Origin of the sequence: Micromonospora sp. NPDC048909, assembly GCF_040649635.1 — a bacterium.
In the GTDB taxonomy this organism is placed as follows: domain Bacteria; phylum Actinomycetota; class Actinomycetes; order Mycobacteriales; family Micromonosporaceae; genus Micromonospora.
This window is the reverse complement of the sequence record NZ_JBEZFU010000002.1, coordinates 557369-571588: the sequence shown is the minus strand read 5'-3', so window position 1 is coordinate 571588 and position 14220 is coordinate 557369. Positions and strand designations below refer to the sequence as shown.

General features: G+C 70.9%; 12 protein-coding genes. 3 read left to right on the top strand and 9 right to left on the bottom strand.

Annotation, left to right across the window (positions count from 1 at the left end):
• Nucleotides 1–4: 4 nt before the first annotated feature.
• The gene (coaE, locus tag AB0C04_RS08815; RefSeq protein ID WP_357050455.1) at nucleotides 5–1186 is read right to left on the bottom strand and encodes a dephospho-CoA kinase; all 1182 of its coding nucleotides are present in this window, start codon (nucleotides 1184–1186) and stop codon (nucleotides 5–7) included.
• A 189-nt stretch (nucleotides 1187–1375) separates the two neighbouring features.
• Nucleotides 1376–2872: a 30S ribosomal protein S1 gene (rpsA, locus tag AB0C04_RS08810; protein ID WP_350872599.1), complete on the bottom strand. Its 1497-nt coding sequence runs from the start codon at nucleotides 2870–2872 to the stop codon at nucleotides 1376–1378.
• A 381-nt stretch (nucleotides 2873–3253) separates the two neighbouring features.
• On the opposite strand from rpsA, the gene AB0C04_RS08805 reads away from it, so the two are divergent.
• The 3 genes from AB0C04_RS08805 (at nucleotide 3254) to AB0C04_RS08795 (ending at nucleotide 4802) form a co-directional block, all read left to right on the top strand.
• Entirely contained in the window at nucleotides 3254–4060 is an 807-nt protein-coding gene (locus tag AB0C04_RS08805) for a class I SAM-dependent methyltransferase (protein WP_357050451.1), read from the top strand.
• A gap of 102 nt (nucleotides 4061–4162) precedes the next feature.
• The gene (locus tag AB0C04_RS08800) at nucleotides 4163–4384 is read left to right on the top strand and encodes a DUF2945 domain-containing protein (protein ID WP_350872596.1); all 222 of its coding nucleotides are present in this window, start codon (nucleotides 4163–4165) and stop codon (nucleotides 4382–4384) included.
• Nucleotides 4371–4802, top strand: coding sequence for a DUF3140 domain-containing protein (locus tag AB0C04_RS08795; protein WP_350872594.1), 432 nt, complete (start codon nucleotides 4371–4373; stop codon nucleotides 4800–4802). Before AB0C04_RS08800 ends, AB0C04_RS08795 begins: the two co-directional genes overlap by 14 nt.
• A gap of 9 nt (nucleotides 4803–4811) precedes the next feature.
• Here the strand turns inward: AB0C04_RS08795 and polA are convergent, their stop codons facing one another.
• The 7 genes from polA to AB0C04_RS08760 all read right to left on the bottom strand — a co-directional run bounded on the left by polA (nucleotide 4812) and on the right by AB0C04_RS08760 (nucleotide 14184).
• Nucleotides 4812–7511, bottom strand: a complete 2700-nt coding sequence (polA, locus tag AB0C04_RS08790; RefSeq protein ID WP_357050447.1) for a DNA polymerase I — start codon at nucleotides 7509–7511, stop codon at nucleotides 4812–4814.
• A gap of 140 nt (nucleotides 7512–7651) precedes the next feature.
• Entirely contained in the window at nucleotides 7652–8365 is a 714-nt protein-coding gene (locus AB0C04_RS08785) for an ABC transporter ATP-binding protein (RefSeq protein WP_357050444.1), read from the bottom strand.
• The gene (locus AB0C04_RS08780; protein WP_357050441.1) at nucleotides 8352–9293 is read right to left on the bottom strand and encodes an ABC transporter ATP-binding protein; all 942 of its coding nucleotides are present in this window, start codon (nucleotides 9291–9293) and stop codon (nucleotides 8352–8354) included. The genes AB0C04_RS08785 and AB0C04_RS08780 overlap by 14 nt, the downstream gene beginning before the upstream one ends.
• Complete coding sequence (locus AB0C04_RS08775; RefSeq protein WP_357050438.1) at nucleotides 9286–10464, bottom strand: branched-chain amino acid ABC transporter permease; 1179 nt, start codon at nucleotides 10462–10464, stop codon at nucleotides 9286–9288. Before AB0C04_RS08775 ends, AB0C04_RS08780 begins: the two co-directional genes overlap by 8 nt.
• On the bottom strand, nucleotides 10461–11444 hold the full coding sequence (locus AB0C04_RS08770; protein WP_350872585.1) for a branched-chain amino acid ABC transporter permease: 984 nt from the start codon (nucleotides 11442–11444) through the stop codon (nucleotides 10461–10463). The genes AB0C04_RS08775 and AB0C04_RS08770 overlap by 4 nt, the downstream gene beginning before the upstream one ends.
• A gap of 66 nt (nucleotides 11445–11510) precedes the next feature.
• Nucleotides 11511–12662 carry a branched-chain amino acid ABC transporter substrate-binding protein gene (locus tag AB0C04_RS08765; protein WP_350872582.1) on the bottom strand — a complete coding sequence of 384 codons (1152 nt, stop codon included), beginning with the start codon at nucleotides 12660–12662 and terminating at the stop codon, nucleotides 11511–11513.
• 355 nt (nucleotides 12663–13017) lie between these two features.
• Nucleotides 13018–14184, bottom strand: a complete 1167-nt coding sequence (locus tag AB0C04_RS08760; protein WP_357050433.1) for a hypothetical protein — start codon at nucleotides 14182–14184, stop codon at nucleotides 13018–13020.
• Nucleotides 14185–14220: the final 36 nt, after the last annotated feature.

Genomic DNA, 14220 nt, shown 5'->3' with positions numbered 1-14220 from the left:
GCGGTCAGGGCCGCCAGCCGGTCTGCGCCGCCCACTGCTCGGCGCGCAGGTGCTCCTCGTCGAACCACGGGTCCTTGGCGGTGGTGTAGGTGGCGCTGTCCGGCGCGGTCGCCGCCAGCTCCCGCTTGAGCAGCAGGTACCCGGACCGCTGGTCCGGGTCGGCGCGCAGGTGGTCGCGGGTCAGCAGCGCGTACCGCCAGCCCGGTGAGTCCGCCGCGCGGATGTGCAGGTTGACCGGGCGGCCCGGGTCGGCGCTGGCGTGCAGCCGCTTCTCCCAGCGGCCACGGCCGGCCGCCCGGGGGCTGTCCCACCACTGGCCCGGCGTCCGGGGGAAGCCGGCGTCGGCCAGCCGCTGGGCGAGCGGCCCGTCCGCCTCGGCGAGGGTGGGCACGGTGAGCTGAATGTCGATGACGTCCTTCGCGGCCAGCTTGGGCACGGCGGTGGAGCCGATGTGGTCGATCCGCCACTCGGCCGGGGCGATCGCGCGCCGGATCCGGGCGGCCAGCCGGTCGTACTGCTGCGGCCAGGTCGGGTCCGGCTCGGCCAGTTGCACCTGCTCCGGTTGGGCCACCCGCCGCTCGCGCAGGTTCCGCTCGTAGGGCAGCAGCCGGTCCCGCCAGAGCGCGTCGACCGCGGCGTGCAGCTCGGCCAGGCTGCCGTCGTTGGTCAGCAGCACATCGGCCACCGCCCGCCGGCGGGCGTCGTCGGCCTGCGCGGCGATCCGTCGCTCGGCCTCCGCCCGATCCATCCCCCGGTCGCGGGCCAGCCGCTCCAGCCGGGTCGGCACGGCCGCCTGCACCACGACCACCAGGTGGTACGTGGGCGCGAGCCCCACCTCGACCAGGAGCGGCACGTCGTTGACCACGACCGCGTCGGGCGCCGCCGCGGCGGCCAGCTCGGCGGTCCGGGCCCGGACCCGGGGGTGGGTGATCGCCTCCAACCGGCGGCGGGCGGCCTCGTCGGCGAAGACCAACGCGCCGAGCGCCGGGCGGTCAAGACTGCCGTCGGCGGCCAGCACCCCCGGGGAGAAGGCCTCGATGATCTCGGCGAGCCCCGGGGTGCCCGGCGCGACCACCTCCCGGGCCACCTGGTCGGCGTCGATCAGCACCGCGCCGAGCGAGGCGAGCCGGGCCGCCACGGCGCTCTTGCCCGACCCGATCCCGCCGGTCAGTCCCACCATCAGCACGGCACCAGTCAACCTGATCAAGCCCGCCCTGCCAAACGACCGGCCCGGTGCGGGGTGGGCCTCGGCGGAAACGGCGAGGGCCCCGCCACCGGCGATCGGATGATCGCCGGGACGGGGCCCGTCGTCGTCAGCGACGGCTCCAGGGCACTGCGCGGCGTCAGACGCGCCGAGCTGGAGTCGTCGTACGGGTCACTTGCCCCCGGCGAGCTTCTCCCGCAGAGCGGCGAGCGCCTCGTCGGTGGCCAGGGTGCCGGCCGGCTCCTCGGCCTGCCGGCTCGGGGCCGGGCTGGTCGAGGAGGTGGTGCCACCACCGGCGGGAACGACCGGAGTCGGGTTGGCAGCGGCCTCGGCGTCGGCGGCGCGGGAGTTCTGCACCTGCTTGGTGTGCGCCTCCCAGCGCTGACGAGCCTCGGCGTACTGGTTCTCCCAGGTCTCGCGCTGCTTGTCGTAGCCCTCGAGCCACTCGCCCGTCTCCGGGTCGAAGCCCTCGGGGTAGATGTAGTTGCCCTCGGTGTCGTAGGTCGCGGCCATGCCGTAGAGGGTCGGGTCGAAGTGCTCCTCGCCCTCGACGAAGCCCTCGTTGGCCTGCTTGAGCGACAGCGAGATCCGGCGACGCTCGAGGTCGATGTCGATGACCTTGACCATGACCTCGGAGCCGACCTGGACGACCTGCTCCGGGATCTCCACGTGGCGCTCGGCCAGCTCGGAGATGTGGACCAGGCCCTCGATGCCGTCGTCCACCCGGACGAACGCGCCGAACGGCACCAGCTTGGTGACCTTACCCGGCACGATCTGCTGGATCGCGTGGGTGCGGGCGAACTGCCGCCACGGGTCCTCCTGCGTCGCCTTCAGCGACAGCGAGACCCGCTCGCGGTCCAGGTCGACGTCCAGGACCTCGACCTCGACCTCCTGGCCGACCTCGACAACCTCGGACGGGTGGTCGATGTGCTTCCAGGAGAGTTCGGAGACGTGCACCAGACCGTCGACGCCGCCGAGGTCGACGAACGCGCCGAAGTTGACGATCGAGGACACGACGCCCTTGCGGACCTGGCCCTTCTGGAGCTTGTTGAGGAACTCGGTGCGCACCTCGGACTGGGTCTGCTCCAGCCAGGCCCGGCGGGACAGGACCACGTTGTTGCGGTTCTTGTCCAGCTCGATGATCTTGGCCTCGAGCTCGCGCCCGACGTACGGCTGCAGGTCACGCACGCGCCGCATCTCGACCAGGGAGGCGGGCAGGAAGCCGCGCAGCCCGATGTCGAGGATGAGGCCACCCTTGACCACCTCGATGACCGAGCCGCGGACGACGCCGTCCTCGTCCTTGATCTTCTCGATCGTGCCCCAGGCCCGCTCGTACTGAGCGCGCTTCTTCGAGAGGATCAGACGCCCCTCCTTGTCCTCCTTCTGGAGGACAAGGGCCTCGATGTGATCGCCAACCGAGACCACTTCGGCCGGGTCCACGTCGTGCTTGATCGACAGCTCACGAGAGGGGATGACACCCTCGGTCTTGTAGCCGATGTCGAGCAGGACCTCGTCCCGGTCGACCTTGACGACGGTGCCTTCGACAATGTCGCCGTCGTTGAAGTACTTGATGGTCTCGTCGATCGCGGCGAGGAAAGCTTCCTCGGAGCCGAGGTCGTCGACGGTGACCTTGGTGGCGCTCGAGGGGGCCTCGATGCTGCTCGTCATGTGGGCGGTTGCTCCGGTCGGATGGGTTGTCACTGCAGGCTGGTGTCGCGGTGACCCTGTCGCGCCAGCGGATCCGTCGTCGGGCACACCGAACGACTGCCAAGTGAGAATTGATGTGGCGCCGTCAGGTGGCTTCGTCGACCGCGCACCTGCTCCCTGCCGAGGCACACGATCCGCGAGCGCATCGTCAAGCCTACCCTGCGCATTACCACAGCGTGCAAGCCCTCCCGTCTGGTCGTCGCCTCGTGACCTGCGAAAGCCGAGAAATCACCCGGAATCCGTCCCACCTGTCTCGCGTGTCACACCCGCCACGCCACTTACCTCCGCCGCCACGCCGGGCCCACCCGCGCTCGCGGCGTCGATGAGCCCTAGCGTGAGCGGGTGGACGACGACAGCCGGGTGACCCGGCGCCGGGTCAGTGACACCGAGGCCCGCCGGGCCAACCGCGGGTGGTGGGACGCCGACGCCGACGACTACCAGGCCGAGCACGGGGCGTTTCTCGGCGAGGTGGACTTCGTCTGGTGTCCGGAGGGGGTGCGCGAGGCCGACGTCCGGCTGCTCGGCGAGCTGACCGGGCGCCGCATCCTGGAGGTCGGCGCCGGGGCCGCGGCCGCCGCCCGGTGGCTGGCCACCCAGGGCGCCCGGCCGGTCGCGATGGACCTGTCCGCCGGCATGTTGCGGCACGCCGCGCTCGCCGCCGAGCGCAGCGGCGTACGCGTGCCGCTGGTGCAGGCCGACGCGCTCGCCCTGCCCTTCGCCGACGAGGCGTTCGACACCGCCTGCACGGCGTTCGGGGCGATCCCGTTCGTGGCCGACTCCGCCGCGCTGATGCGGGAGGTGTACCGGGTGCTGCGCCCCGGCGCCCGCTGGGTCTACTCGGTCACCCACCCGATGCGGTGGATCTTCCTCGACGACCCGGGCGAGGGCGGGCTGCGGGCGGTGCACTCCTACTTCGACCGCTCCCCCTACGTGGAGCAGGACGACGCCGGGGTGGCCAGCTACGTGGAGCAGCACCGCACCCTCGGCGACCGGATCCGGGAGCTGGTCGACGCCGGTTTCCGGCTGGTCGACCTGGTGGAGCCGGAGTGGCCGGCGGGACAAGAGGGAATCTGGGGGCAGTGGAGCCCGCTGCGCGGGCGGCTCTTCCCCGGCACCGCGATCTTCGTGGCCGAGAAGCCCGCCGGCTGAGCGCGGTCGCCGCCGCGCGACGACCACCCGCGGCGCCACGCAGGCGGCCCGGGAGCCGGCGGCTGGCTGTTTCGGCGGGCAGGGCAGGGGTAGCCACCGCGTATGGCCGAGCAGAGGGAATTCCGCGAGGGCGACCACGTCTCCTGGGCCAGTCACAGCGGCCGGGCGTACGGCGTGGTCAAGGAGAAGCTGGTCGACCGGACGCACGTGCGCGGGCACGCCGTGAACGCCTCGCAGGACGAGCCGCAGTACCGGATCCGCAACGACGACTCGGGCCGCGACGTCGCCCACCGACCGGAGGTGTTGCGCCATGAGTCCACGTGACGACGGCCGGGACACCTACCGGGAGTTCACCGAGGCCGTCAACATGAAGCCCGGCGAGCTGTCGAAGTGGCTGGAGAGCGACGAGTCCAAGCACGTCGGCTGGCGCAAGAAGGGCGGCGGAGGCGGTGAGTCGGTCGGGCACGAGTCCGGCCGGCGGATCATCGGTCTGCTGCGCCGCAAGCGCGCCGAGCTCTCCGAGGCCGACTTCAAACACATGCGCAAGGTCGTCGGATACGTCCGCCGGCACATGGCGCAACGCCCGAGCGGCGACGTCCGGGACACCCGGTGGCGGTACTCCCTGATGAACTGGGGGCACGACCCGCTCAAGGCGCCGCTGCCGCCGCCCGGCGGCCCGTCCCGGCGGGCGCTCGACCGGCGCGGCGCCCCGCCGGAGTCGCGCCGGGGCCCGGGACGGTAGACCCGCGGATCAGTGGTCAGCGCTGTTCCAGTCGCGGCCCTCGCCGACGGAGACCTCCAGCGGCACCGAGAGCGGGTGCGCGGCGCCCATCTCGCGGCGGACCAGCTCCTCGAGCGCCTGCCGCTCGCCCGGGGCCGCCTCGAAGACCAGCTCGTCGTGCACCTGCAGCAGCATCCGTGAGCCCAGCCCGGCCTCGCGCAGGGCAGTGTCGACGCGCAGCATGGCGACCTTGATGATGTCGGCCGCGGAGCCCTGGATCGGCGCGTTGAGCGCCATCCGCTCGGCGATCTCGCGCCGCTGCCGGTTGTCGCTGACCAGGTCGGGCAGGTAGCGGCGGCGACCCAGGATGGTCGAGGTGTAGCCGTCGCGGCGGGCCCGGGCGACCACCTCCTGCAGGTAGTCGCGCACCCCGCCGAACCCGGCGAAGTAGTTCTCCATCAGCCCGCGCGCCTCCTCGGCGCTGATCCCGAGCTGCTGGGAGAGCCCGAACGCGCTCAACCCGTAGGCCAAGCCGTAGTTCATCGCCTTGATCTTGCGCCGCTGGTCGGCGGTGACCTCGGTGAGCGGCACCTCGAACACCGATGACGCCGTCGCGGCATGGAAGTCGGCGCCGGAGTTGAACGCGTCGATCAACGCGTCGTCGGAGGAGAGGTGCGCCATGATCCGCATCTCGATCTGGCTGTAGTCGGCGGTGAGCAGGCAGTCGTAGCCCTCCCCCACCACGAAGGCACGGCGGATCCGCCGCCCCTCCTCGGTGCGGATGGGGATGTTCTGCAGGTTGGGCTCGGTCGAGGAGAGCCGACCGGTGGCGGCCACCGTCTGGTTGAACGTGGTGTGGATCCGGGCGTCGTCGGAGACCGACTTGAGCAGACCGTCGACGGTGGACTTCAGCTTGGCCACGTCGCGGTGGCGCAGCAGGTGCGCCAGCACCGGGTGCGGGTTCTGCGCGTAGAGCCACTGCAGGGCGTCGGCGTCGGTGGTGTAGCCGGTCTTGATCTTCTTGGTCTTCGGCAGGCCCAGCTCGGTGAAGAGGATCTCCTGCAACTGCTTGGGCGAGCCCAGGTTGAACTCCCGCCCGACCGCCTCGTAGGCGCCCTGCGCGGCGGCCTTCACCTCGGCGGCGAAGTGCGCCTCCAACTCGGAGAGGTAGTGCGTGTCGGCGGCGATGCCGGTGCGCTCCATCGCGGCGAGCACCCGCATCAGCGGCAGCTCCACGCCGGACATCAGCCGGGCGGACTGCTCACCGTCCCGGGAGAGCTCGGCGTCGATCGCGTCGGCCAGGTCGAGGGTGGCCCGGGCCTGGAGCATGAGGTTCTGCTCGGCCTCGCCGTCGCCGCCGAGCCCGTCGAGGGTCAGCTGGCCGGTCTCGGGCGCGTCGACCCGCAGCTCGCGGTGCAGGTAGCGCAGCGCGAGGTCGGTCAGGTCGTAGGAGCGCTGGTCGGGGCGGGCCAGGTAGGCGGCGATCTGGGTGTCGCGGACCACCCCCTCCAGCGGCCAGCCGCGCGCGGCCAACGCCAGCAGCGCCGGCTTGGCGTCGTGCAGCACCTTGGGGCGCTCGCCGTCGCCCAGCCAGCCGGTCAGCGCCGCCTCGTCGGCCGGGTCGAGCCGGCTCGGGTCGAACCAGGCCGCGGCCCCGCCGGCGGAGGCCAGGGCCATGCCGAGCAGGTCAGCGGTGTGCCGGCGGTTGGGGCCGGTGTCGAGCTTGACCGCCACACCGACCGGGGTGCCGACCGGGGCGTGCGCGGCGAGCCAGCCGGCCAACGCGCCCGGCTCGGTGAGCACCTCGCCGGCCAGGTCGAAGCCCGACTCGGCCTCCGGCTCGACCGACTCCAGATATTGGTAGAGGCGGTCGCGCAGGATGCGGAACTCGAGGGTGTCGAAGACCTGGTGCACCGCCTCCCGGTCCCAACCGGCCCAGCGGGTCTCCTCCGGGCGCAGCGGCAACTCCAGGTCGGAGACCAGGCAGTTGATCTCGTAGTTGCGGATCACGTCGGCGAGCCGCTCGCGCAGGCTGTCGCCGGCCTTGCCCTTGATCTCGTCGGCCCGGGCGACGACACCCTCCACCCCGCCGTACATGTTGATCCACTTGGCGGCGGTCTTCGGGCCGACCCCGGGCACACCCGGCAGGTTGTCGCTGGTCTCACCGACCAGGGCGGCCAGGTCGCGGTAGCGCTGCGGACCGACGCCGTATTTCGTCTCGACGGCCGCCGGGTCCATCCGGGCCAGGTCGGAGACGCCCTTGCGGGGGTAGAGCACGGTGACCTGGTCGCCCACCAACTGGAACGCGTCGCGGTCGCCGGTGGTGATCAGCACCTGCATGCCCTGGTCGCGGGCCTGGCAGGCGAGGGTGGCGATGACGTCGTCGGCCTCGTAGCCGGGCATCTCGACCACCGGGATGCGCAGCGCCGCCAGGACCTCCTTGACCAGGCTGACCTGGCCCTTGAAGTCGGTCGGGGTCTCGCTGCGGCCGGCCTTGTATTCCGCGTAGCGGTCGGTGCGGAACGAGTGGCGGGACACGTCGAACGCCACGACGATGTGGGTCGGCTGCTCGTCGCGCAGCACGTTGATCAGCATCGAGGTGAAGCCGTAGACGGCGTTTGTCGGCTGCCCCGTCGTGGTGGAGAAGTTCTCCACCGGCAGGGCGAAGAAAGCCCGGTATGCCAGGGAGTGTCCGTCGACGAGGAGCAGGCGCGGCGTCGTAGCTGTCACGGCAGCGACTCTAGTCCGTCGCACCGACATCCCCGGGTGCCGGCACCGCGTGCCCCGGCGGGAAACCGGACACCGGATCCGAACGGCGGCGGCCGGCCAGCCCCGACGAGGGGTGGCCGGCCGCCGACGGTCCGGGTCGCTCAGGCGACGCCGAGGTACGCCTCCTTGACCGCCGGGTCGTGCAGCAGGTCCTCGCCGGACCCCTCCTTCACGATCCGACCGGTCTCCAGCACGTACCCCCGGTGGGCCCGGGAGAGCGCCTGCTGGGCGTTCTGCTCCACCAGCAGGATCGTGGTGCCCTGCTGGTTGATCTCCGTGATGATGTCGAAGATCTGCCGGATCACCAACGGGGCCAGACCCATCGACGGCTCGTCCAGCAGCAGCAGCTTCGGCCGGCTCATCAGCGCCCGACCGACCGCGAGCATCTGCTGCTCGCCGCCGGAGAGCGTGCCGCCGGCCTGCTTGCGCCGCTCGGCCAGCCGCGGAAACAGGGTCAGCACCCGCTCCAGGTCGGCGGCGATCCCGGCGGAGTCCCGCCGGGTGTACGCCCCCATGTCCAGGTTCTCCATCACCGTCATACCCGGGAAGATCTGGCGACCCTCCGGCGACTGACACAGCCCCCGGACCACCCGCAGGTCGGCCCGGAGCTTGCTGATGTCCTCACCGTTGAAGGTGATCTTCCCGGAGGAGAGCGCCCGGGTGCCGGAGATGGCCCGCATGGTGGTGGTCTTGCCGGCGCCGTTCGCGCCGATCAGGGCCACCACCTCGCCCTCGTTCACGGTGAGGCTGATGCCGTGCAGCGCCTCGATCCGGCCGTAGGAGACGGCGACGTTCTCCAGCTCAAGCAGCGTCATCGGCGGGCTCCCCCAGGTACGCGGCGATCACCTTCGGATCGCGGCTGACCTCCGCGGGCGCACCCTCGGCGATCTTGCGGCCGAACTCCAGCACCACGATCCGGTCGGTGACCCCCATGACCAGCCGCATGTCGTGCTCGATGAGCAGCACGGTCAGGCCCATGTCACGGATCTTCCGGATCAGGGTGAGGAGCTCCTCCTTCTCCGCCGGGTTGAAGCCGGCGGCCGGCTCGTCCAGGCAGATCAGCTTCGGCTCGGTGGCCAACGCCCGGGCGATCTCCAGGCGACGCTGGTAGCCGTACGGCAGGTTGCGCGCCTCGTCGTTGGCCCGGTCGGCGATCCCGACGAAGCGCAGCAGCTCCAGCGCCTTGGCCTCGGCGGCCCGCTCCTCCAGGACGTAGCGGGACAGCCCGAACGTCTTGGCACAGGACCGGCGGATCTCCTGCCACGTCCGGGCGAACCCGGACGGGGCCGTGACCTGCGGCAACTCGTGCGGCTTGGCCTTCAACCGGGGCAGCCGGAACAGCGCCCCCGGCACGCTGGTCTTGTGCCGGGAGTCCGTGCCGACCATGACGTTCTCCAGCGCCGTCATCTCCGGGAAGAGACGGATGTTCTGGAACGTCCGGGAGATACCGAGCTGGCTGATCTGGTGCGGCTTGCGGCCGGTCACCTTCTCGCCCCGGAACCGGACCGCCCCGGAGGTCGGCCGGTACACCCCGGTCATCACGTTGAAGCTGGTGGTCTTGCCGGCGCCGTTCGGGCCGATCAAACCGAGGATCTCGCCCTCGTGGATCTGAAAATTGATCTTGTCGAGGGCGACCACACCGCCGAAGCGGAGCGTGACGTCGTCGACCTCGAGCAGCACCGGGCGCGGACCCGGCTGAGTCGGGATCTTCGGCGTCGCCGTGCTGGTGGTTTCGTCAGACATGAGCGGGCGCCTCCTCTGCCTCCGCCGCGCGGTCCTTCAACTCCCGGGCCCGCCGCCGGCTGGGGATCAGGCCCTGCGGACGCAGGATCATCACCAGCACCATGGCCAGCCCGAAGACCAGCCACCGGTAGTCGGCGAAGTCGCGGAACCGCTCCGGCAGGTACGCCAACAGCACCGCGCCCAGCGAGACGCCGATCATGTTGCCGGAGCCGCCGACCACGACCATGGCGACGAAGAGGATGGAGAGGTTCGCGTTGAACTGAGTCGGGTCGATGAACGCGTTCCGGCTGCCGAAGAGGAAGCCCGACAGGCCGCCGAGCGCCGCGCCGATGGCGAACGCCCAGAGCTTGAACTTGAACGGGTACACACCCATCACCGCCGCGGCGTCCTCGTCCTCGCGCACCGCCAGCCAGGCCCGGCCGACGCGGCTGCGCTCCAACCGGCGGACCAGGAACACCATGATCAGCACGAAGGTGATGGCCAGCCAGTACCAGGGCTTCGCGTCGATCAGCCCGAAGACCTTGTTGTCCGCCGACGGCGCACCCTCGGGACCGGGGATGGCCGAGATGCCGACCGGGCCGTTGGTCAGCCCGGTGGCGTTGCGGGCCACGATCCGGATGATCTCGCCGAAGCCCAGCGTCACGATGGCCAGGTAGTCACCGCGCAGCCGCAGCGTCGGCCAGCCCAGCAGCACGCCGGAGATCATCGTCAGCACGATCGCGATGAACAGGCAGATGGTCCAGGTCACCGCCCAGGTCGGCGGCAGGTCGAACTCCTGCTGGATCCACTTCACCACCGGCGAGTTCACCGAACCGAACAGCGCCACGCTGTACGCGCCGATGGCGAAGAAGCCGATGTAGCCCAGGTCGAGCAGGCCGGCGAGGCCGACCACCACGTTCAGGCCGATCGCGACCAGCACGTAGATGGCGCAGACGAAGAGTACGCCCGCCCAACTGTTGCCACCGTCGATCGAGTCGGTACGAAGATCGTTCAAGCCCGGAATCACCAGGTTGCCTGGCAGCTTGCCGAGCGCGGGCAGGTAGTAGAGGAACGCCACGAGGGCGAGCAGCCCGACGACACGCTGCCACTTGGGCAGCGCCCGCCAGCGGTCGCCGACCGTGGTCAGCAGGCCCACCCGGCGGCGATCGGCGGAGCGAATCTTGTCGATCATGCGCGGGCCCTCCCGAGCGACTCGCCCAACAGACCGGTCGGCCGGAACATCAGCACCACGATCAGCACCACGAAGGCGATGACGTCCTCCCAGTTGGACGCGAAGAGCGTGGCGCCGTAGACCTCGACGATGCCGAGGAAGAGGCCGCCCAGCAGCGCGCCGCGCAGGTTACCGATGCCGCCCAGGACCGCGGCGGTGAACGCCTTGAGGCCGAGCACGAAGCCGATGCTGTTCTGGGTGAAGCCGAACCGCATGCTCCACAACAGAGCGGCGGCGCCGGCCATGATGCCACCGAGCACGAAGATCAGCATGATCACGCGCTCCTGGTTGACGCCCATCAGCGCGGCGGTCTCCGGGTTCTGGGCCACCGCCCGCACACCCCGGCCGTAGCGCGTGCGGTTGATGAACCAGTCCAGCAGCGCCATCATCGCCACCGCCGCGACGAGGACGATCAGCTGGATGTTCGTGATCGCCGTGTTGCCGATGGTGAACAGGGTCTCCTGCTGGATGATCGTCGGCATACCGACGATCTGCCGGGGCCGGCCGAACGCCGCCGGCAGGACGCCACCGAGCAGCTTGGGCAGTACCTGCCCGAAGAGCTCCACGAAGACCAGCGACAGGCCGATCGCGGTGATCAGGAAGATCAGCGGCGGCGCGTTCTTACGCCGCAACGGCCGGTAGGCGATCCGTTCGAGCGCCAGGGCCGTACCACCCGAGGCGACCGCCGCGACGAGCAGGCCGAGCACCAGGAACAGGATCGCCTGGCCGATCGGCGGGTTATTTTCCACCCCGAGCTGGTTCCACAGGATCAGCACCGCGAAGGTACCGACCATGAACACCTCGGAGTGCGCAAAGTTGATCAGGCGAAGAACGCCGTAGACGAGGGTGTAGCCAAGGGCGATCAGGGCGTAGATGGCGCCCTTGGAAAGGCCGTCGACCGTGTGCTGGCCGAGATGGCCGATCAGTTCATCGAAATGCACCGGGGGTCTCCTTGAATCGAGTGCGGCCGGGGTTCAACACCCCGGCCGCACTCCAGCGCCTAGGCGTCAGCTGAGCTTGAGCTCCTGCAGCGGCTCGATCGCCGTGCCCTTGATCTGGTAGGCCCAGATGACGACCTTGGTCGGGTCGACGTCACCCTTGGCGTCGAACTTGATGTACTTCGACACGCCCTGCTTGTCGTACGCCTTCACGTACGCCAGGATGTCCGCCCGGGTCTTCTTGCCGTCCTTGAAGGCGTCCAGGTAGATCTTCGCGGCGTCGAAGCCCTCGGCACCGTAGGAGCCCGGCGCGATGCCGTACTCCTTCTGGTAGTCGGCCGAGAAGGTGCCGCCGGCCTTGTCAGCCGGGAGGCACGGGCAGGTGATGATCGCGCCCTCGGCACCGCCGGAAGCACCCTCCGGGAACGCCGGGTCGTAGAGACCGTCCGGGCCGACGAACTTGGCCTGCACGCCCGCGGCGCGCATCTGCTTCACCAGCGGAGCAGCCTCACGGGTGTAACCGCCGTAGAAGACGTAGTCGGCCTGCGCCGCCTTGATCTTGGAGATGGTGGCGTCGAACTGCGCCTGCCGCTCCTGGATCTTGTCCTTGTTCACCACCAGCGGGCCGAGCTGCTTGCCCAGCTCGTCGGTGATACCCGCGCCGTACGCGCTGGCGTCATCGATCATGAAGACCTTCTGCGCGTTCTGCGACTTCAGGTACGTCGCCACCGCGCCGGCCTGGGTGCCGTCGTTGCCGACCACCCGGAAGAAGGACGTGTTGCCCTTCTGGGTCAGGTCGGTACGGGTCGCCGACGGGGCCACCATCGCCAGGCCAGCGGCCTGGTAGATCGGCATCGTGGCGTCCGACTCACCGGAGAAGTGACCACCGATGACACCGAGGAACGAGTTGTCACCCGCGATCTGGTTCGCGAACGGGGTCGCCACCGCGGGGTCACCCTGGGTGTCGAACTCCTGCAGGGTGACCTTGCAGTCCGGGTTCGCCTCGTTGAACTGCTTGACGGCGAGCTTCCCGCCGTTCAGAGACGGGATGACCAGACCCGCGTTGTCACCGGTGAACGCGCCGAAGATCGCGATCTTGCCACCGCAGTCACCCGACGCGGTGCCACCGTCGCCACCGCCAGAGTCCTGACAACCAGCCGCGACCACCAGGGTCGCAGCGAGCGCGGCGGTGCTCAGCGCCCGTACATAGCTTCGCCTCACGGCTTCCTGACCTCCTCCAGATGCGGGCGTGCCTGACCCGAACACGACGGGGACAGCAGCTACCCGCAGTTCCACCCACCCCGCAGGGACGCCCCCTGCGTTACGGCTCGTGATGGCGGAGCGTACCGACACCGCACACCGTCCCGGAAGGCCTAGTGCCGGGGTCTGCGAAACCGTTACGAAGACGTACGCGATCCGCCCGGTCCCCGTAACAGGTCAATCCGTCGATCGGTCCTTAACACCCCAGCCGGCGCAGTCGACACCCACTCCCCGACCAGCCATGAGCACCACCGCAGCCCGGGTCACCGCGCCGGCCGGCACCCGGTCACACCCGGCCCGTCGCCCGACCGATCGGTCACGAACCCGACCCGACCGGCGCCGTCCAGAGCCCGCCGCGCTGCCCGTCGTCGACCGCCAGCCACCAGCGGTCACCCACCGCCACGAGCGCCACGTCCCGGTCCGCCCCCGCCAACGGCTCGGCCGGAGTGCGCACCGCCCGCCACGAGCCGCCCCGGTCGACCGACTCCCAGACCGAGTGCCGCTCCCCGTCGCTCACCGCGACGACCAGCCGACCACCGGCGGCCACGAGAGAGGTCACCGACGGCACCCCGGACGCGGCCCGACGGCCGAAACCACCCGCCGCCACCCACCCGCCCGGCTCCTGCCGCCACGCACCGAAGGTGCCGCCCCGCAGGCCCACCGCCACCGGCACCCCGTCGACGAGCACGACCCGCTGCAACTCCTCGTAGTCCCGGCTGCCCGGCAGCACCGTCCGCTGCCAGGAACGCCCGTCGGACGACGCCCAGACCGCCGGATCACGGTCGATGCGCCCCGGCGGCAGCAACCCGCCGACCGCCAACCAGCCCGCCGGCCCGGCCACCGCGTCGAACGCCCAGCTAACCCCGGTCGCATCGGTCGCCAACTCCGGCGCGCCCTCCACCAGGGCGAACTCGGCGGCGTCGGGCGACACCCAGGCGGCCGCCCCGCTGGACCGGTTGCCCGCGATCAACCACCCGGCCGGGCCGCCGGCCAACCGCGACACGTTGACCGCCTTCGGCCCACCGAACGTCTCGAACGGCGCCTGCACCTCGACCAACCCGCCGTCCGGCAGCTGCCGCCAGGTGCTCACCCGCGGATAACCGTGGGCCCCGCCCACCTTCGCACCGATCACTGCGGCCACGCCGTCGCGGCAGCCCACCGCGTAGAGGACGTTCTGCCGACCGTAGAAGGAGTCGGCCCGGATCGGCACGTTCCGCCAGGCGGGGCCGTCGGTGCTGGTCCACGCCGCCGGGCGGGTGCCCCCGGCGGCGTCGGCGACCCCACCCACCAGGTACCAGCGGCCCGCGCAGGCCACGGCGTCGCGCAGCAGCAGCCGACCGGAAGCGCCGGGCGGCGCCGGCAGGGTCACCTGCTGCCACGCCGGAGCGAGCGGCTCGGGATCGACCCGCGCGGGCGCGCGGTCACAGCCGGCGAGGAGCACGGCGGACAGACCGAACATCGCGATCACGCGCCTGAGGGCCACGGATCCGATGCTATCTATCAGCAGCCGGTGCTGGCG